Genomic DNA, 20,344 nt, shown 5'->3' on the forward strand with positions numbered 1-20,344 from the left:
ATTAATAGGATTTTGGGAGGTGTACTGTATGTTAAAGAAAAAATGGAAGATACTTATTTTAAATCATAGTCATACTGATATAGGATATACTGATAGACAAGAAAAAATAGAGAGATATCATATAGAATATATTAAAGAAGCAATAAATATATTAAATGAAGCTTATGAAAATGGAAAAGAAGAGTGGCAAGGATTTAAATGGACTTGTGAAAGTTTTTGGTGTGTAGAAAGATTTTTAGAAGAAGCAAATGAAAAGGAATTAAGAGATTTTACTAAATATGTTAATTCAGGAAATATAGGATTAAGTTTAAACTATTTAAATTTAACAGATTTAATAAGTTATGATGTATTAAGAGATGTGTTTAATAGAACTGTTAAGAAGTTAGATGATTTAGGATTAAAAGCTAATTGTGCTATGACAGCAGATATAAATGGATATTCATGGGGTTATTCACAAGCACTTAAGGATAGTGGAGTAAATCTTTTATATTCATGTATTCATACTCATCATGGAATGTACCCTAATGGAAGAAAGCAGTATCCTTTTTATTGGGAGACTCCAAATGGGGACAAATTACTTTCATGGGTAGGAGAACATTATCATATTGGAAATGAACTGGGATTTTCTCAATTTAAAAGTTGGGAATACATGATAAAAGATGGATTAGATAGTAAGGATATTGGAGATTATGAGAGAGCCGAAAAAAGAATATTTAATTATTTAGAAAAATTTGAAGAAGAGGAATATCCTTTTGATTTTATTCCAATAACAGTTTCTGCACTTATGACAGATAATGCACCTCCTAGTTTTAAAGTTATTGAGTTTATAAATAGATGGAACAAGAAACATAAGGATAAGGTTTATCTTGAAATGGCAATTTTGGAAGATTTATTAGAAAATATAAATAGGTTTAAAGATTCAGGGTTAATACCAACTTATAAAGGGGATTGGACTGATTGGTGGGCTGATGGAACTGCATCAACTCCTGCAGCTGTCAAGCACTATAAAGAGGGAGTAAGACTATATAATTTATGTAAAAAGTTGGACCCAGAAAATAGGTTAGGAGATGAAATTTTAATGGATAAGGCTCTTAATAACTTTATGATGTACTCAGAACATACTTGGGGATACTCAGCTTCAATTACAGAGCCTTGGCATACAATGGTTAATAATCTTGATTTAAGAAAGCAATCTTTTGCTTCAAATGGTCATGAAGCGGCATCTAGAAATTTAGACAAAATAACATTTAAACTTGGTGAAACTGAACTTAAGATGTGGAGAGATGTAACTTTTAAAGTAGTAAATCCTCACAATGAGAAAAGAAGAGAAATAGCAAAGTTTTACTTAGAGATCTTATTTGGACATGAAATTTTTGAAATAGTAGATAAAAATACTGGAGAAATTTATCCACATCAAATAGTTAGAGTTTCAAGAGGATATGAAATAAATGTTTTAGTTAATTTAGAACCTAAGGAAGAAAAGGAATTAATATTTAGGGATATTGACAAAGAAATTATTAAGACAACTGCAGGATATACTTTAACAGGAAGTGATGGAGTACAGGATTTAGTTGATAATAATAAGAAATTAGTTGTTACTAAAAATAGATTAGAATCTCCTTTCTTCAAAATAGTTTATAGTTTAGAAGATGGAATTACGGAATTCATTGATAAAGAAATTGGAAGGAATATTCAAAGAGAAGATAGAGTTACTAATGCTTTTACCCCTATATATGAGTTTAATCCACTTAAAGTAGACTATGCAAATGATAGAAGATTAATGGGAAGAAATAGGAAGTCATATAATAGTGTCAGGGATTTTGGAAAACTTAAAAATGTAAGTATATTAAATGAAGGTGATATCTTTGGAAGAGTAGAGCTTGAATATAAAGTAGAGGGATGCTCTAGTTATTTTGTAATATTAACTATTTACAAAGAGTTACCTAGGGTTGATATAGCTTGTAGAATTGGAAAAGATAATGTTCTAAATGCTGAAAATTTGTATATAGCACTTCCATTTACCATGAGCAAAAAAGAAGAACTTTATATAGATAAAACTGGATGCTATTTAAGACCTAGAATAGATCAACTTCCAAAGAGTTGTGTAGATTTTTATGCAATACAAAATGGAATAGTTCTAGAGGGAGAAGTTGAGTCACTTGCAATTTCCTCAAAGGATGCTCATATGGTATTTATGGGAGATATTAAGCCGCATGAAATAAATTTAAGTGGAGATCATGGAGTAATAAATAATGATCTTATATACTCATGGGTTATGAATAATTATTGGGAAACAAATTTTAAAGCTTCTTTAGGAGGATTTTATGAATTTAATTATTCTATTTTTAAAGTTAAGGGAAAGGCTCCACAGGCATTTAATGAGATTATAAATCAAAACGAAGGAGTTGTTTGTTTTAATATGTGGAAATAAAAAAATATTAATTAAAAAAGTAACCCTTTATAATATAGTGAGGGGTTACTTTTTTCAGTTTTAATATATGTAATTATATTTTTGAAATAAATATATGATATAATTTTTATTAATAAAGAATCAGTTAGAAAAGGGTGTTTTTATGCATTTACATAATAAAATAGAAAATTATATACTAAATAAAATTGAGTCAGGAGAATTAGAAGAGGGTGAGTTACTTCCTACTGAAATGAATTTAGCAGAACGCTTCTCTGTAAGTAGACCAACTGTTAGGCAGGCTCTTAATAGTTTGGTTAATAAGGGGTATTTAAAGAGGGTTAAAGGCAGAGGTACTTTTGTTACAAAACCTAAAATAGTGCAGGATAATACAAGATTTATAGAAAGTTACAATAGAGAAATGAATAATAAGGGTTTAAAGCCAATAACAAAGGTATTAGGTAAGGATATAATATTAGCTAATAGTAGAATAGCAGAAAAATTGGGAATAGGTGAAGGTGAAAAAGTTGTTAAAATAGAGAGGCTTAGGTTTGCTGAAAGAGAAAATAAAAGCGATAGTATAAGTCGTAAGCCAGTTTTATTAACTAATGTCTATTTACCTTATAAAGTAGCTAGAGATGTTTTAAATAATGATTTAGAAAATTTATCACTATATGATATTTTAGAAAGAATGGATTTAAAAGTTTGCAAAGTTATTAGAGAAATTGAAGCTAAAAATGCAGACTATAAAACAGCAAGACTTTTAGAAATAAGTGAAGGAAAGGCTATTCATTTTTTAGCATCAGTGGGTTATTTAAAAAATGGAGAAGCAATAGAGTATTCTGAAAGTATTTATCCAGGAGATAGAAATAAATTTATAGTAGAGTTAAATTTGAATTAAAAAGGGATATTAGTAAAACTAATATCCCTTTTTGTTTATTATAGTAAGTCATTTGATAAAGCAGCTGCTTTAGATAGTTTATTATCTATTGCTATTATTATTTGTCCTGCCTTAGAAATATCACCAACTATAATTCCTCCAACTAAGATGTTGTCTTTGAAGAATAGTTTAGTATATTGACCTTTTGATTCATCTTTAGAACTTATTTTTTCATAAGAAGAATCATTAAATCTTATTAAACCAGCTGAGAATACATGAGTATTTAAAGCATCTAATATTATAGATGGTGTAAAGTTTTCAAATGCTTTTTCTGCGCCAGTTACATTTGCACCAGCAGTTTTACCCATTTCTATAGCTGCAGGCCAATTTCCGTAAACAAGACCATTAAATTCAGCTACATCTCCACAAGCATATATGTCTTTAACACTTGTTTCCATTCTCTCATTAACAATAACACCTCTATTGCATTCAATTCCAGTTTCTTTAGCTAATTCTATATTACTTCTAATACCTGTTGAAACTAGAAGAATATCAGCATCTAAAGTTTTTCCGCTCTTTAAGTTTAAAGAAGTTAATTTGCCATCTTTAGTTATTATTTCAGTACATTCCTCTGATGTTATGAATGTTATTCCACAATTAGAAACTTGGTTTCTAAAGATATCAGCACCTTCTTGATCTAATTGGTTATTCATAAGGTTTGGTAAGAATTCAACTACTGTAACATCTAATCCAGCAAGTTTCATTTCCCAAGCTGCTTCTAATCCAAGAGGACCAGCACCTATAACAACAGCCTTCTTAGCTTCTTTCATTTCTTCTTTAACATCAAAAGTATCTTTTAAATCTTTAATAGAGTAGATACCTTTAAACTCATGAATATTTTCACAATTTAAAGTAACTTCTTCATTATTATTTTTAACTTTAAATGGTGGAATAAAGTTATGGCTACCATTAGCTAATATAAGTTTAGTATATGGTATTTCAGTACCATCTTTTAAAATTACTTTTTTAGTATCTTTATCTATAGAAGTAACAGTAACTCCTAGTAATTCTTCTATATTATTTTCTTTGTACCAAGAAGATTTAGCTAAGTAGAAAGTATCTAAATTCATTTCTTCATTTAAAAGATCTGAAAGATTTGGTCTTGAGTAAGAAGATACTTCTTCACTTGAAAGTAATTTAACAGAAGCTGTACTGTTTATTTCTCTTATTGTTTTAGCAGCGTAGAATCCAGCAGCTCCATTACCTATAATAACGAAGTTATCATCAGTATCATTCTTTTCAAAAGTATCCATTTCCACTTCTATAAATTGTTCTTTTCCAGCGCCACAAACAGGGCAAACTTCAGGGCATACTGGACTTTCGAATATTTCACCACAAACTAAGCATTTCCAGTATCTTGTTTTACCATTTCCAGTTAATACTTCTTTAGTTTCTGTAGCATTATTTGGAGCATAATCAAGTTCCTTTTCTCCAAACATAGTTCTTGAGAAATCTCTACCAAATTCAAAAGCTTCTTTTAATTCAGTTGTTGATGGTTTAAACTTAATTCTTAAACCAGGTCCAAATATATTCATTTTTAATTCTTTTAATCTAGCTTCTATTCTTGGAACAGCTTCACCACTCCAACCAAATGAACCAAAGGCTGCAGCATATTTTCCTCCATGAATAATAGGGTTTAAGTTAGCTAAAAGAATTCTAATAGGAGGTAATAATTCTCCAACTATTGTTGGTGATCCAAATAATATACCGTCTGATTCTCCTATGTCAGCTAATACATCTTCTTGCTTGCTATAAGTTAAATCATATAATTTAACTTCAACATTGTGTTCAGATTGTATTCCCTTAGCTATTTCTTCAGCTAATTCTTTAGTATAGCCATAAGCTGATACATAAGGAATAGTAACTTTCTTATCTCCATTTATTTTAGGCTCTACTGGAGTACTCCATTCTTTATAAGTATTTATTATCTTCCAAGGATCTTGTCTAAGAATAGGACCATGACCTGGGCATACAAGTTCTATATCTAAATCTTTAATCTTATCTATAGCTTTTAAAACATATGGTTTGTATGGTCCAAAGATACAATCATAGTAGTATCTTAAGGCATCTAAATATTCTTCTTCATTAGGAATTAAGTCATTAAACACTTCTTCGCAAGAGTAGTGACTTCCAAAAGAGTCACAAGTTATTAAAGCTTTATCCTCTGGGATATAAGTGTACATTGAATCTGGCCAATGTAAAAATGGTGCAGAGATAAATTGTAATGTTTTGTTTCCTAATGAAATTGTGTCATTGTCTCCAACAACTATATATTCAAAATCTTTATTAACTATATCTTTTAAGAATTCTATAGCTTGCATTGAACCTATAACTTTAGCTTTAGGAGATAATTCAAGTAATTTTTCAACAGATCCAGCATGATCAGGCTCTGTATGATCAACAACTATGTAATCTATTGATTTAGGATCAACACCTAAGCTATTAAGTTTTGATAGGTAATCATCAAAACATTTTTCTTTTACTGTTTCAAATACAGCTATTTTTTCACTACCTTTAACAACATATGAGTTATAAGTAGTTCCGTAAGGAGTGTACATAATAATATCAAAAACTCTTAATTCAGGATCTAGAGATCCAACCCAATAAATATCTTTTTTTACTTCTAAATAATTCATAAAAACACCACCTAATATATGTTAAAATTGTAACAATCAAAATCAACTAATATTAATTATTAATTAATACCTACAATTAAATTATATTCTTTTTCATTGAAATGTAAATACTTTTTTTAATAAAATATTAAATTATTTAAGATTATAAAAAAATAATGGTAATTTGGCAGTTAAACCATATTACCATTATTTTAATCATTAATATTATTTTTTATTACAATTATATTTTTCAAGAAATTTTTCAAGGTATTCCTTTGGCATGCTCATGCATCCAACATGACCATGTCTTTCATCTCCTTCATGATCTCCATGAAAATCTGAACCACATGTTATAAGAAGATCATGATGAACAGCATATGAAATAAAGAAGTCAGTATCTTTTTTAGTATTTTGATAGTAAATAGCTTCTATACCATCGAAAGGAAATTCCATAACTTCCTGTACTGGAACTCTTTTTATAAGCTTTGGATGAGCAAGAACTGTTATAGCATTATTAGCTTTTAATATATTTATTCCTTCTTCTACAGAGATTTTTTTGTTAGGAACATAAGCTGGGCTATCATTTCCTATGAAGTTATCAAATATATATTCCCAATCATAAGGATAACCAGCTTCTATTATGCATTGAGCTATATGAGGTCTAGCAACAACACCTTTTCCCTTTGCTAAGACATCTTTATAATCAAGTTTGATATTAAAATATTTTTCTAAATTAGCTACGATTTTTTTTGCTCTACCTATTCTAGAATCTTTTAATTCCTTCAAAAAGTTTTGAAAATCTTCGGATTTATAAGAATCATCTCTAAAATATCCTAGTACATGAACTGTAGACCCCTTATGCTCACAACTAAGTTCTATTCCAGGAATAAATTGAATATCTAGTTCTTTTGCGGCTTCTTTTGCTTCATCAAGGCCAGAAGTTATATCATGATCTGTTAAAGCTATTAAGGATATACCTGATTTTTTAGCTTCAGCAATTACCTCTTTTGGAGATAGTGTTCCGTCAGAAGCTAATGAGTGACAATGAAATTCTGCATTAATATTAATAGTAAACCCTCCTTTAAAACTGAAAAAATCAATGTATGTATAATAATTATTTGAATAATATTGTTAATTTTAAAAAATTTGTAGTATAAATATTTTAACACATAAATGAGAATAAAATAAATTAATTTTTAACTTTAAATTAAGTAATAACAATACTTAAGATTATTAATTAGAAGATTCAAATATATAAATGGTATAAAATTCATATTTTTTTTTAGGTGTTTTTGATATAATGATTTTAAACTAAATATTTTAGAGGTGAATTAATGTTTTTAATGATAGATAACTATGATTCCTTCGTGTTTAATTTGCTTAGGTATTTTAAGGAATTAAATGAGGATGTAAAGATAAAGAGGAATGATAAAATAACTATAGAAGAAATAAAAAGATTGAATCCAGAGGGAATAATAATATCTCCAGGACCTAAGGCACCTAAGGATATGAAAGAATGTTTAAATATTATAGAGGAATTTAAAGGAAAGATTCCTATTTTAGGTGTATGTCTTGGTCACCAATGTATTGGATATTCTTTTGGAAGCAAAATAAAAAAAGGGGATTTCCCAGTCCATGGAAAAGTGAGCAAAATAACTCATGACGGAAAAGGGATTTTTAAGGGAATCAAAAATAATATAAATGTAACTAGATATCATTCTTTAGTAGTTGATAGAAATTCCTTAGGGAAAGATTTAGAGATAACTGCCTTAAGTGATGATGGGGTAGTTATGGGCATAAGGCATAAAAGGTACAATATAGAAGGAGTACAGTTTCATCCAGAGGCTGTTTTAACTGAATATGGCCATGAAATGCTTAAAAATTTTATTGATAATGCTAGGAAATTTAAGATTATAGAAAGGTGAGTAATTTGAATTTTGAAATTAAGGAAATAGAAAATAAGCTTGAACCACATGAGGTATATTCTTTATTTAAAGATGAAATAAATAGTATATTTTTAGATAGTTCAAAGGAAGATAGCGAATTTTCTTTATATTCATTTATAGGATTAAATCCTTTTAAAAAGTTTAGCTCTAAGGGAAATGAGATTTTTATAGATGAAAAACTAATCTTAGGAGATCCTTTTGAAAAATTAGAAGAGCTTATTTTAGAATACAAAATAAATTATCATAGTGAGATACCTTTTTTAGGAGGAGCTATGGGGTATTTTTCTTATGATATAGGAAGAATTATTGAAGATATGCCTAAAAGTGCTAAGGATGATGTGTGTATTCCAGATAGTTATTTTTTATTTTATGATAATGTAATAATATTTGATTTGAGAAATAAAAAAACATATATAACAGCTCTAGGAATTAAGGAAGAGTCAGAAAAAAGTATATCTAAGATTTATAAAAGAATAAGAAAACAGGATATAAATTTAAATATAAGTTTAGATAAAAATACTGAGTTTACTTCAAATTTTTCAAGAGAAGAATATATAAATTCAGTAAAAAAGGTTAAAGAGTACATAAAAGAAGGGCATACATATATTGCAAACCTAACACAGAGATTTTCCTGTGATTTTAATTCTGATTCCTTTGATACATATATAAGTTTAAGAAGTATAAATAAAGCCCCTTTTTCCTGTTATTTAAATTTAGATGGTTTTCAAATTATAAGTTCTTCTCCTGAGAGGTTTTTAAAGGTGTTTAATAATAAGGTTGAAACAAGACCAATTAAAGGCACAAGACCAAGAGGAAAAGATAAATTAGAAGATGAAAAGAATAAAAAAGAACTTTTAAATAGTGAAAAGGATAAGTCAGAGCTTTTAATGATTGTTGATTTAGAGAGAAATGACTTAAGTAAGGTATGCAAACCTTTTTCTGTGAAGGTTACAGAATTATTTAAATTAGAGGAATATGCTACAGTATTTCACTTAGTTTCCACAGTTATAGGAGAACTAAATGAAGATGTTAGTTCTGTAAAATGTATAAGAGAATGTTTTCCAGGAGGTTCTATAACAGGTGCTCCTAAAATAAGAAGTATGGAGATAATAGAGGAACTAGAAGGACTTAGAAGAGGAATTTATACTGGGGCCATAGGTTATTTTGATTTAAGAGGGAATTGTGATTTTAATATAGTAATAAGAACTATATTAACAAAAGATAATAAGGCTTATTTTGGAGTAGGTGGAGGCATAACTATTGAATCAGAAGAAGCGATGGAATATGAGGAAACTTTAGATAAGGCAAAGGCTTTAATGAGAGTATTATAATTAGGTTGTGATATAAAGTGATTTATATAGGAGAAAATAAAAAAGGTTATAGTATGGTTGAAAAATGTTCACTTACCATAGATTCTTCTGTTTTTTTTGGACGGGGAATTTTTGAAACTATACTTGTATTAAATAATGGAGTGTTTTTAAAGGAACATCTAGAAAGACTAAAACATGGATGCTTAAATTTAAATATTCCTTTTAATATTAATGAAGAGGAATTAAGAGAGTTTATTAAAAATGAAAAAATAAGAAATAAAGCTTTAAAGATAACTCTTACTGAAAAAAATATAATTTATTCAACTAGAGATATTCCTTATGGCATAGAAGATTACAATAGAGGATTTTCTCTAAAGCTTAGTGAAGTAAGAAGAAATAGCACCTCTAAATTAACTTATTTAAAGAGCACTTGCTATATTGAAAATATTATGGAAAAGGAAAAGGCTAAAGATGAAGGCTTTGATGAAGTGATATTTTTAAATGAAAGAGGAGAGCTAACAGAAGGGGCTACTAGTAATATATATTTTATTAAGAATAATAAGATATGTACTCCAAAGGTAAGTTGTGGTCTTTTAGATGGAATAATTAGAGGATGGATAAAGAATAATTTTCAAATTGAAGAAGGGTGTTATAATATAGAAGACTTAAGAAATAGTGAAGGGGTTTTTATAAGTAATTCCCTTCTTGGAATAATGAGAGTAAGTCAATTTGAAGATAAATTTTTTGGGGAAAAAGACTTAATAGAAGAAATAAAAAGTAAATATGACAATTCTATTATAAGCTTTTAAATATGGAGGGCAAAATGATCGATAAAGATAAGATAAAAGAAGGAATGAAATTAATACTTGAAGCAATAGGAGAAGATGTTAATAGAGAGGGATTAATAGAAACTCCAGATAGAATTGCAAGAATGTATGAAGAAATATTTTCAGGAATAGGAATGAATGCAAAGGAGCATTTAAGTAAAACTTTTGAAGTTGATAGCAATGATCTTGTTTTAGAAAAGGATATAACTTTCTATTCTATGTGTGAGCATCATTTAGTTCCTTTCTATGGAAAAGTTCATATAGCATATATACCAAATGGAAGAGTTGTAGGTTTATCTAAACTTGCTAGATGTGTTGAGGTTTATTCAAAAAAACCACAACTTCAAGAAAGGCTTACAAAGGAAATAGCTGATTCTATAATGGAATACTTAGATGCACAAGGTGTAATGGTAGTTGTAGAAGGTGAACATATGTGTATGACTATGAGAGGAGTTAGAAAACCAGGTGCAAAAACAGTAACAACAACTTATAGAGGAAAGTTCTTAGAAGATGAAAGCTTAAAAAATGATGTTTTTAGAATGATTTCTATGTAAATCTTAATTCTTTGAGGTGTTTATTATGGAGAGAATAAATAAGATACTTAATAATAGTAAGTATAAAGACTATTTAAATAAGAATTCTTTCTGTGAAAAAGATAGGATTTTTTGCAAACATAACTTAGAGCATTTTTTAGATGTATCAAGAATTGCCTACATAATGGTCTTAGAGGAAAAAATAAATGTATCTAAGGAAGTTATATATGCAATAGGACTTCTCCATGATATAGGACGATGGGTAGAATATGAAGGTGGAGAAAAACATAATAAGGCTTCTTATAAATTGAGTTTGGATATTTTAAAGGAATGTGATTTTAATAAAGAGGAAATAGAGATTATTTTAAGTGGAATTTTAAATCACAGAAATAGTGAAGCAGAAGGATTAGATAAAATTATTTACTTAGCTGATAAAAAATCAAGAAGCTGTTTTTTATGTAATGCTGAAAAACTTTGTAAGTGGAGCAAAGAAAAAAAGAATTTAGACATAATTATTTAAGGGGGAACTTTTGTGAAAATAGGAAATAAAGAGTTTGAAATAGGAAAAAGAACATACATAATGGGAATTTTAAATGTGACTCCTGATTCATTTTCAGATGGTGGAAAATATAATGATATTGAGTTAGCATTAAAGAGAGCTGAGAAGATGATTAGAGATGGTGTTGACATAATAGATATTGGAGGAGAGTCAACAAGACCAACTCATACACCAGTTGGTGAAGAAGAGGAATTAAATAGAGTAGTACCTGTAATAAAAGCCTTAAGAGAAAAATTTGATATACCTATATCAGTTGATACATATAAGGGAAGAGTGGCAGAGGAAGCTATAAAAGCAGGTGCAGACTTAATAAATGATGTATGGGGCTTTAAAAAGGATAAATATATGGCTACTGTGGCTGCTAAATATGGAGTACCCTGTTGCATAATGCATAATAGAAATGATAATGAATATGGTGATGACATCATAGAAACTATGAAATTTGATATGGAAGAATGTATAAAGATAGCCCTAGATGCTGGAGTTAAGAAAGAAAATATAATTTTAGACCCAGGTATAGGTTTTGCAAAGGATTATGAGCAAAACTTAGAAGTATTAAATAGATTAGATGAGTTCTGCAATATGGACTATCCAGTTTTATTAGGAACATCAAGAAAATCAGTAATAGGTAATACTTTAAATCTTCCAACAGATGAAAGATTAGAAGGGACTTTAGCTACAACTACTCTTGGAATAATTAAAGGGTGTGAATTTGTAAGAGTTCATGATGTTTTAGAAAATAAGAGAAATGCCCTTATGACTGATGCTATGGTAAGAAGATAGGAGTTAGATTTCATGGATAAAATTATTATTAAAGATTTTGAGGTTTTTGGTAATCATGGAGTCTTTGAAGAGGAGAAGAGACTTGGACAAAAATTTGTTTTAAGCATAGAACTTTTCTTAGATACTAGAGAGGCTGGAGTTACTGGAGATTTAAGTAAATCTGTTCATTATGGAGAACTTGCACATAAGGTTGAAGAAGAGTTTAAAAAGCAAAGCTATGATTTAATAGAAACTGCAGCAGAAAAATTATGTGAGTTTATATTATTAGAATACCCTCTTGTAAAAAAAGTGAAAGTTTCTTTAAAGAAACCATGGGCACCTATATTAAGAAGTTTAGATACTGTATCTATAGAAATAGAGAGAGGATGGAATGAGGCATACCTTTCATATGGGTCTAATATAGGAGATAAAAAATATTATATAGAAGAAGCTTTAAATGAAATAAATAAGGCTTATCATACTGAAATTATAAAAAGATCTAATTTAATTGAGACAGAACCTTGGGGATATACTGAGCAGGATGAATTTTTAAATGGTGCTTGTAAAATAAAAACTCTTTTAAGCCCAAAGGAATTAATAAAGTTTTTATTAAGTGTAGAGCAAAAGCTTAAAAGAGAGAGAAAGATTAAGTGGGGTCCTAGAACAATAGATTTAGATATAATATTTTTTAATGATTTAATAAGTGAAGATGAAGAGATTATACTTCCACATCCAAGAATGCATGAAAGAAGTTTTGTTTTAGAGCCATTAAATGAAATTGCTCCTTATAAGATTCATCCCTTATATAGAAAGCGTGTATTTGAACTTTTAGAAGAATTAAATAAAAACAAATAAATATAAACAATCTATTATTAATAAAGATATAGAATTTAGTATAAATCACTACTAAATACTATATCTTTTTTTATTGTTTTTTATTAAACACATATTGGCAGAATGGTTCTAATTTAAAGGAATTAGGAATATCTTTTAAACTTAAGTAATCCTTGCTTACATCACTATCCCAAGGATAAAGAGTTATTAAATCATCTCCATAAATATCTATTACATACTTTTCACTATTTAAATCAATAAAAATTTTATATAAAGGTTTATTAGGTAAAGGTTCCTCATTTATAAAGTTAGAATCTTTTAGGCTTTTTAATAAGTCATCAATAATTCTTACATCTTCATTATCAACAATTACTTCACTATAAATATTCATATCTAATAATCTGATTTTTATATTATTCTTAGAAACTAGTTCACTTAAATTTTTAGTGTGATAGTTTAAAGAAGGTTTTTCCTTAGAAGGAATATTAATTTTAGAACATGAAATTAAAAGAAGAGAAAAACATAAGGTTATTAAAAATATTTTAGTAATTTTTTTTATCAAATTTATCACCTCCTTCAGTTTAATTTATGAAACTTATGTTTTTAGTAGAACTTTTTTTTAGAAAATGAATAATATATATTACAATTGTCCTTAGAATTAAGGAGGTGATTTATAGTGAAATATGCATTAGATATAAATGACTCCTATTTAAGAAAAGTGTTAATAAAAAAATTAAAGGAAGATGAAAATCTTACCATAGATTGTTTTAATGAAGAATGTTGCTTAGGAGAAAGTTTTTTTAAAAAAGTGTTATTATCTAATAATACAAAGGCAGATATATTTATAAGAATAACTAAGAGCATAGGAGAAGATAAGAGAATAGAAATCTTAGGTGATGATCAAATTCTTAGGCGTGTTGTATCCTTAAACTTAGAAGATATGGTTGATTATATAGGCCTTTCACAGATAAGTATTAAAAGTGGAAAAGGATTATATTTAGTAAAAAATTTAGACTCTTTATGCTTAATTATAAATATAAGTGATACTGAAGTGGAAAGTATAAATAAAGAAAAATTAGCAGATGCACTATATAGAATAATTAATGAAGTAAGCTAATCTTATTTCTTTAATTAAGATGTTTAAGTATTAAGATTTTACTTTAGGCTCTGTTTTAATTTAATATTGATTTGAAGATATATACTTAAAAAATCAACAGTAGTTTAAATATAGCCTTATTTTAAAGAAGTTTTATCAAGACTTAAACATAGAGTTTATAGTTTTTTGATATAACTTCTTTTAATTTGGAGGTTTCTCTATAAAAATTTTTATTCTCTAAAATACTAATATTATAATCAGTATTTTAAGGAATAAAATTAGTAGTAACAAATATTATTATGTTAAGCATTTTTAATTGATAAGATATATAAATAATATTTAAAGCTTATTATGCATATAAATCAATGAGTAGCAATATTTATGGGGGAAGTTATGGATATTATAGGCAGTATAAATACAAGGTTTATAAGCAAAAGTGAACAGAGTAAAAATGAAATCTTCAATAAAATAGATAACATAGTAAAAGGTGGAGGCAATATAATTAGGATGAATCTATCTCATGGCAAGCATAGAGATGTAGAATGTTGTATAGATTACATAAGAAGCAATCATAAGGATGTAAAAGTTCTTTTAGACTTACAGGGAAATAAGATTAGGGTAGCTAATAATATATATGGAACATTTAAGGTTAATGCAGGTGATTTAGTTTATTTTTGTTCAGAAGAAACTTATGATATTTATCTTAAGAATATTGATAGAAATAAGCTTATACCTTTAAATATAAAAAATAAGTTTATATATAACAATAAATTTAAAAAGATATATATGAAAGATGCCACTATGGAATTCATAGTAATAAGCAATAATAATGGATTAATAAAGACTAAGGTTAAATTAGGCGGTGTAGTTAGAAAAGAAAAGGGATGTAATCTTCCGAATTTAGATAGGAAAAATTGGGGGGTAAGCGAAAAGGATTTAGAAGATATTAAATTTGCCATAGATAATAAAGTAGATATTATAGATTATTCTTATTGTTCTTATATGGAAGAATGTAGAGAGTTTAAAAATATTGTTTTTAGAAATTTAAAGTCGAATCAAGTTATTCCTAAATTGTGGGGGAAAATTGAAACTAATGAAGGAATAAATAATATTAAAGAAGTTGCTAAGGAATTAGATGGAATAGTTATAGCAAGAGGAGATCTAACAGCAGAAATTGGAATATTAAATGTTCCTATAGTGCAAGAAAAAATATTATATGCTTTAAAAAATGAGAATAAATCAATAATAGTAGCCACAAATGTACTTTCATCTATTAGGAATAAACAAAATAAACCTACAATAAATGAATTAAATGATATATATCATTTTATTAGGTGTGGTGTTACAGGGTTTATGCTTACTGGAGAAACTAGCACTGGAGCAAATGAAGAATATGTTGTTACAACTTTAAAAAATAGTATAAAATATTATGAAAGAGTATTATCAAAAATAAAAAAGAGATCAAAGAGAGTCTAAAAAGACTTTCTTTGATCTTCTTTGTTTTTTATAAGACTATAAGATTTTCTTACTATTAAAAAGCTTAAATATCCTAGTAAAATACCTGTTAATACATCACTTGGATAATGAACTAGCAAGTATATTCTAGAAAAAGCTATTAGGGAAGCTAATGAATATATATATATTCTTATATTTTTAAAATAATAAGCTAACATAAATGCTGCTGCGAAGGATGCAGAAGTATGGCCAGAGGGCATAGAATAACTACTTGGTTTAGGTATAATTATATGCAAACCTTCATATGTAGCAAAGGGTCTAGATCTTTCTATAATATGTTTAAGAATTCCTTCACCAAGTATAGTGTTAACAATTAAAACAGCTAAGGTTAATAACCCTATTTTTCTATATTTTTTTGATATTATAAGTAAAATACTTATGGCAATCCATATAAATCCTAAATTACCTAATGAAGTGAAAAAAATCATTATTGGATTAAGAAACTTATTTTGAATATTATTTTGTATAAAATAAAGTATATTGATATCTATATTTTGAATGAAATTCATCCTATCACCTCCTGAAAGTAGTAAATATATTTTATTACTAAATTTTTAATAAGTCTACTATAAGTATGTAAATAAGTTTATAAAAAAAAGTAATATTATATAAAAAATATTCATTTAAAGAATTGGAGAAACAAAATATAATGTAGATGTAATAAAAAAAAAGGAGGTCTAATATTGAGGAAATTAGAAAAATCTCTTTTAATTATTATAAGTGCATTACTTATGATATTTCTAATAATATTTAGTATAATTAAAAACGGAAACTATATTAAACGTTTAAATAATGAAAATATAGAGCTGGTTTGGTACACTATTGGAATAGAACCTGCTGATATGGATAGGGTTGAAAGTGAAATAAATAACTATTTAACTAAAAAAATAAATGCAACTATTGATATTAGATTTGTAGATTATGCTGATTTTACAAAGGTAATGAATAATAAAACTAAAGAAGGAGAAAATTTTGACCTTGTATTCACATCTTCTTGGGCTAATGATTATTATCCTAACGCAAAGGAAGGGAATTTTCTTAATTTAAATAATTTAATTAAAGATTATGGAAAGGATGTTTATAAAGCTCTTGATAAAAAGTTTTGGGAGGGAGCAGAAATAGATGGTGCCATATATGCTATTCCAAATCAAAAAGAGATAGTTAATATGCCTATGTGGGTGTTTTCTAAAGAATATGTAGATAAATATAATATTCCATATAAGAATATAAAAACTTTAGAAGATTTAGAACCCTGGTTAAAGTTAATTAAAGAAAATGAAGAAGGGGTAATTCCTTTTTACGTTGATGATAGTTATTCAGTTCCTATGATTTGGGATCAATTAAGCCCTGCTTTAGGAATAAATTTAGAAAGTCATAACTTTGAGGTAGTAAATATATTTAAAACTGAAGAGATGATTAATAGTTTAAAGACTATGAGGAGATATAAGGAACTTGGATATACCAATACTAAAATTGGGAATGCTGGTGATTTTTCAACTAAAAGATTTGTAACTAAAGCTGATGGTCAGCCTTATGCTGAAAAAATTTGGTCTATTAAAAGTGGAGGAGAGGTTGTTGCTACACCAATTTTAGAAAGTTATATTACAAATGGATCAGTAAATGGTTCTATGATCGCCATATCAAAAAATTCAAAAAACCCTGAAAAAGCTATGGAGTTCTTAAATCTTTTAAATACAGATAAGTATTTAAGAAATCTTATTAATTATGGAATTGAAGGAGTTCACTATGAAAAGATTTCAAATAATAAAATTAGGCTTTTAGAAGAATCTAAAAATTATATGGTTGATTACTACACGTTAGGAAATTTATTTATAACATACGTATTAGAAGATGAACCAGAAAATAAATGGGATAAATTTAAAGAAGTTAATAATAATTCACATGTATCTCAAGCCTTGGGATTTAAGTTTGACACTAGTAAGGTAAGTGTTGAATTAGAGTCTGTAAATGCTGTCCTTGAAGAGTTTACAAGAAGTTTATATACTGGATTAGTAGATACAGATGAATATGTTTCAAAGCTTATTAATAAGCTTGAAAGTGCTGGAATAGATAAGGTAAAGGAAGAATTAGAAAGACAATTAAATGATTGGAAAATAAAAAAGCAGACTTTTTAGTCTGTTTTTTTATTTAAAGATATTACTTGAATGTTATCTATAACTGTAATGGTTCCAGTTTCTATCATAGGCTCAAGTATTTTTATTAATTTATTTATTTTTTCCTTACTTTCAATAACTTCTATTACTATAGGTAAGTTTCTAGCAAGTATTTCAATAAAATCAGAATGTATCTTATGATGGCTATCTAAACCTTCAATTCCTCTTATTACAGTTGCTCCCAAGACATTTTCTTTTTTTAGTACTTTTAATATCTCTGAGTAAAGTGGTTCACCATTATACTTATCAGATTCATCAATAAATATTTTTAAAAAGCTACCTTTAAATTCATTTCTCATAAAATAATCCTCCTAAAAATTAAAATAATATTCTAGCAAGTTTTTGCCCTATTACAACAAACAATAAACTACAACATAAGTTTAATATTATATTTTCTATTCCTAAAGTGATATTACCATTAGTTAACATACTAACTGTTTCATAGGAAAAAGTAGAGAATGTAGTAAGACCACCCATAATGCCAGTAGTCAAAAAAAGTTTCATATTAGATGAGATTAATGCACTATCCATACTGAACTCCATAATGAAACCTATTAAAAGAGCACCTAAAATATTTGCAAGCAATGTACCATATGGAAAGTTTCCTCCAAAATTTTTAGCTGCAAAAATTGAAATAAGATATCTCAAGGATGCACCTAAAAATCCACCGAGTCCTACTATTAAAGCAAGTAAAAGTTTTTGCATTTTAATCATCTCCTTAAATGAGTAATATTCTATATAAATATACTTTTTTATAATGTTAACAAATATTAAATAAAAAGTAAAATAATAAATATAAATACTAATAAATACAATTAAAAAGTTTAAAGAAGATATTTAGAGTTTTATTATATTGATCTATAAAACTAATGAAAATTAAGTAAAAATACTAAAAGTTTAAGGTTAAAAATATATTATCCACTTTAATCATATATGATTAAATAAAGAATAAAAATATTCAAATGATAATAGTTTTATTACAAATATTTCAAACTTTTTAAATTATTTAAAAAGTTAACAGAATATATATATAAAGATTTTAATATGAAAAACTCTTGAAAGCCAATGAAATAGCCACTTAGAGGTGAATATTTACAACTTTTTGGAAATATTGACTTTTTTATTGTTATGTTATAAATTAACTATAGAAACTTTAATTTACTTAAAGCTTCTCAAACAGAACACTAAAAAATATATGATTATCATATTAATTTTAATTACATTTGATAAAGCATATAATTATTGTAAACGTTTGTTTAGACTTTGTAATTAAGGGATCTAAATGGTGTAAAAATAGTAATATGAGGGGGAAAAAAAATGCTTAAACACAAAAAATTATTAGCATTAATTCTAGGAGGAGTAATGACTACATCTGTAATGCTTACAGGATGTGGCTCAAGTGACAAAAAAGCAGAGGGAGGAGCAGCAAGTGAAGAACCAGTTAACTTAGTATGGTATGTAATAGGGCAACCTCAAACTGATGGAGAATTAGTAGAAGAGGAAGTAAATAAATATATAAAAGATAAAATAAATGCTACTGTAGACATAAAACATATTGACTTTGGTGATTATACTCAAAAGATGAATGTATTAGCTAACTCAGGAGAAGATTATGATTTAGCATTTACATGTTCATGGGCTTTCCCATACTTAGAAAATGCTAGAAAAGGTGCTTTCCTTGAATTAAATGATTTATTAGATAAACAAGGAGCAGATCTTAAAGGGGTTATAGATGAAAGACTTTGGAAGGGTGCTGAGGTTGATGGAAAAATATACGCAGTTCCAAACCAAAAAGAAATAGCATTAGCACCTATGTGGGTATTTGATAAGGAGCTTGTTGAGAAATATGACATTCCATATCAAGACATACATTCAGTAGAAGATTTAGAACCATGGTTACAAATCATAAAAGAGAAGGAACCAGATTTTGTTCCATTCTACACTCAAGGAGATTCAATTCCATTAGAGTTTGACGAAATAATGAGACCTTTAGGAGTATTCTTTAATGATGATACTTTAACTGTACAAAATATGTACGAGACAGAAGAAATGAAAGCTATGATGACTAAGTTAAGAGAATACTATGAAAAGGGATATATAAATCAAGATGCAGCAGTTAATAATATGCAAAATGAAGTTAAGAGATTTGTATGGAAAGCTGATGGACAACCATATGCTGAAAATGGTTGGGGACAATCTTTAGGTAGAGAGGTTGTAACATCACCAATAATTCCTGCATATGTTACAAATAACTCAACAACTGGAGCTATGACTGCTATATCAGCAACATCTAAGAATCCAGAAAAGGCTATGGAACTTATAAATTTAGTAAATACTGATTCTACATTAAGAAATATGTTAATGTTTGGATTAGAAGGAAGTCATTACGAAAAGATTAATGATAAGCAAATTAAGAGACCAGAGAAAAATAGTTACAGCGTAACAAGCTGGGCTTATGGAAACTTATTTGATACTTATGTTTTAGATGTTGACCCAGAAGATAAATGGGATGCTTTTGAAGAGTTCAATCAAGGCGCAAAGACTTCAAAGATATTAGGATTTAAGTTTAATACAGAACCAGTTACAACTCAAATATCAGCAGTTAATAACGTATTACAAGAGTTTGAAAGATCTTTATACACAGGTTCAGTAGACCCAGTAAAAGGATTAGATGACTTAAATAAAAAGTTAGCTTCAGCTGGATTAGATGATATAAAAACTGAAATGCAAAAACAATTAGATGAATGGAAAGCTTCTAATAAATAATAAATTTTAAATAAAAAGAGTGGTTTTAAAATCACTCTTTTTTAGTTTTTAAATAATTAA

Annotated in this window: 19 protein-coding genes; 13 read left to right on the top strand and 6 right to left on the bottom strand. The window is 27.5% G+C overall.

The window, feature by feature from the left end:
- The first annotated feature begins 28 nt into the window (after positions 1-28).
- Together ACYUCG_RS03305 and ACYUCG_RS03310 are read left to right on the top strand one after the other, a co-directional pair.
- Complete coding sequence (locus ACYUCG_RS03305) at positions 29-2,431, top strand: glycoside hydrolase family 38 N-terminal domain-containing protein (RefSeq protein ID WP_460268131.1); 2,403 nt, start codon at positions 29-31, stop codon at positions 2,429-2,431.
- Positions 2,432-2,573: 142 nt separating this feature from the next.
- Complete coding sequence (locus ACYUCG_RS03310; RefSeq protein WP_060796749.1) at positions 2,574-3,308, top strand: GntR family transcriptional regulator; 735 nt, start codon at positions 2,574-2,576, stop codon at positions 3,306-3,308.
- 38 nt (positions 3,309-3,346) lie between these two features.
- Here ACYUCG_RS03310 and ACYUCG_RS03315 read toward each other — a convergent pair whose 3' ends face one another.
- Both ACYUCG_RS03315 and ACYUCG_RS03320 read right to left on the bottom strand, forming a co-directional pair.
- On the bottom strand, positions 3,347-5,983 hold the full coding sequence (locus tag ACYUCG_RS03315; protein ID WP_460268133.1) for an FAD-dependent oxidoreductase: 2,637 nt from the start codon (positions 5,981-5,983) through the stop codon (positions 3,347-3,349).
- A gap of 204 nt (positions 5,984-6,187) precedes the next feature.
- Positions 6,188-7,030, bottom strand: a complete 843-nt coding sequence (locus ACYUCG_RS03320) for a PHP domain-containing protein (RefSeq protein ID WP_460268183.1) — start codon at positions 7,028-7,030, stop codon at positions 6,188-6,190.
- Between the two features lie 266 nt (positions 7,031-7,296).
- On the opposite strand from ACYUCG_RS03320, the gene ACYUCG_RS03325 reads away from it, so the two are divergent.
- Genes ACYUCG_RS03325 through folK form a run of 7 tightly spaced genes read left to right on the top strand, consistent with a single transcriptional unit; the run spans position 7,297 to position 12,754 of the window.
- Entirely contained in the window at positions 7,297-7,887 is a 591-nt protein-coding gene (locus ACYUCG_RS03325) for an anthranilate synthase component II (RefSeq protein WP_124046445.1), read from the top strand.
- A gap of 5 nt (positions 7,888-7,892) precedes the next feature.
- Positions 7,893-9,239 (top strand): aminodeoxychorismate synthase component I, encoded by a 1,347-nt coding sequence (gene pabB / locus ACYUCG_RS03330; protein ID WP_460268134.1) that lies wholly within the window; start codon positions 7,893-7,895, stop codon positions 9,237-9,239.
- Positions 9,240-9,256: 17 nt separating this feature from the next.
- A complete protein-coding gene (locus ACYUCG_RS03335; RefSeq protein WP_460268135.1) occupies positions 9,257-10,027 on the top strand; it encodes an aminotransferase class IV in 771 nt (256 codons plus the stop codon).
- A 14-nt stretch (positions 10,028-10,041) separates the two neighbouring features.
- Positions 10,042-10,599, top strand: coding sequence for a GTP cyclohydrolase I FolE (folE, locus tag ACYUCG_RS03340; protein WP_060796744.1), 558 nt, complete (start codon positions 10,042-10,044; stop codon positions 10,597-10,599).
- Positions 10,600-10,624: 25 nt separating this feature from the next.
- Positions 10,625-11,098: an HD domain-containing protein gene (locus tag ACYUCG_RS03345; protein WP_460268136.1), complete on the top strand. Its 474-nt coding sequence runs from the start codon at positions 10,625-10,627 to the stop codon at positions 11,096-11,098.
- 12 nt (positions 11,099-11,110) lie between these two features.
- On the top strand, positions 11,111-11,920 hold the full coding sequence (gene folP, locus ACYUCG_RS03350; RefSeq protein ID WP_460268137.1) for a dihydropteroate synthase: 810 nt from the start codon (positions 11,111-11,113) through the stop codon (positions 11,918-11,920).
- A gap of 12 nt (positions 11,921-11,932) precedes the next feature.
- Entirely contained in the window at positions 11,933-12,754 is an 822-nt protein-coding gene (gene folK, locus ACYUCG_RS03355; protein ID WP_283681081.1) for a 2-amino-4-hydroxy-6-hydroxymethyldihydropteridine diphosphokinase, read from the top strand.
- 70 nt (positions 12,755-12,824) lie between these two features.
- On the opposite strand, the gene ACYUCG_RS03360 is transcribed toward folK, so the two are convergent.
- Positions 12,825-13,295, bottom strand: a complete 471-nt coding sequence (locus tag ACYUCG_RS03360; protein ID WP_136001505.1) for a DUF4883 family protein — start codon at positions 13,293-13,295, stop codon at positions 12,825-12,827.
- Positions 13,296-13,409: 114 nt separating this feature from the next.
- Between ACYUCG_RS03360 and ACYUCG_RS03365 the strand changes: the two genes are divergently transcribed.
- Positions 13,410-13,850, top strand: coding sequence for a hypothetical protein (locus tag ACYUCG_RS03365; protein WP_315631798.1), 441 nt, complete (start codon positions 13,410-13,412; stop codon positions 13,848-13,850).
- A 372-nt stretch (positions 13,851-14,222) separates the two neighbouring features.
- On the top strand, positions 14,223-15,305 hold the full coding sequence (locus tag ACYUCG_RS03370) for a pyruvate kinase (protein ID WP_139933253.1): 1,083 nt from the start codon (positions 14,223-14,225) through the stop codon (positions 15,303-15,305).
- On the opposite strand, the gene ACYUCG_RS03375 is transcribed toward ACYUCG_RS03370, so the two are convergent.
- Entirely contained in the window at positions 15,302-15,853 is a 552-nt protein-coding gene (locus ACYUCG_RS03375; RefSeq protein WP_060796871.1) for a phosphatase PAP2 family protein, read from the bottom strand. The genes ACYUCG_RS03370 and ACYUCG_RS03375 overlap by 4 nt on opposite strands.
- Before the next feature lie 174 nt (positions 15,854-16,027).
- On the opposite strand from ACYUCG_RS03375, the gene ACYUCG_RS03380 reads away from it, so the two are divergent.
- Positions 16,028-17,479, top strand: coding sequence for an ABC transporter substrate-binding protein (locus ACYUCG_RS03380; RefSeq protein ID WP_460268138.1), 1,452 nt, complete (start codon positions 16,028-16,030; stop codon positions 17,477-17,479).
- Here the strand turns inward: ACYUCG_RS03380 and ACYUCG_RS03385 are convergent.
- Positions 17,476-17,817, bottom strand: coding sequence for a DUF190 domain-containing protein (locus ACYUCG_RS03385; RefSeq protein WP_060796873.1), 342 nt, complete (start codon positions 17,815-17,817; stop codon positions 17,476-17,478). The genes ACYUCG_RS03380 and ACYUCG_RS03385 overlap by 4 nt on opposite strands.
- A 19-nt stretch (positions 17,818-17,836) precedes the next feature.
- Positions 17,837-18,223, bottom strand: a complete 387-nt coding sequence (gene crcB / locus ACYUCG_RS03390; protein ID WP_139933256.1) for a fluoride efflux transporter CrcB — start codon at positions 18,221-18,223, stop codon at positions 17,837-17,839.
- A gap of 612 nt (positions 18,224-18,835) precedes the next feature.
- Between crcB and ACYUCG_RS03395 the strand changes: the two genes are divergently transcribed.
- Positions 18,836-20,284 carry an ABC transporter substrate-binding protein gene (locus ACYUCG_RS03395; protein ID WP_283681139.1) on the top strand — a complete coding sequence of 483 codons (1,449 nt, stop codon included), beginning with the start codon at positions 18,836-18,838 and terminating at the stop codon, positions 20,282-20,284.
- Positions 20,285-20,344 lie beyond the last annotated feature (60 nt).

The sequence above is a fragment of the Clostridium sp. CTA-17 genome (assembly GCF_054767895.1).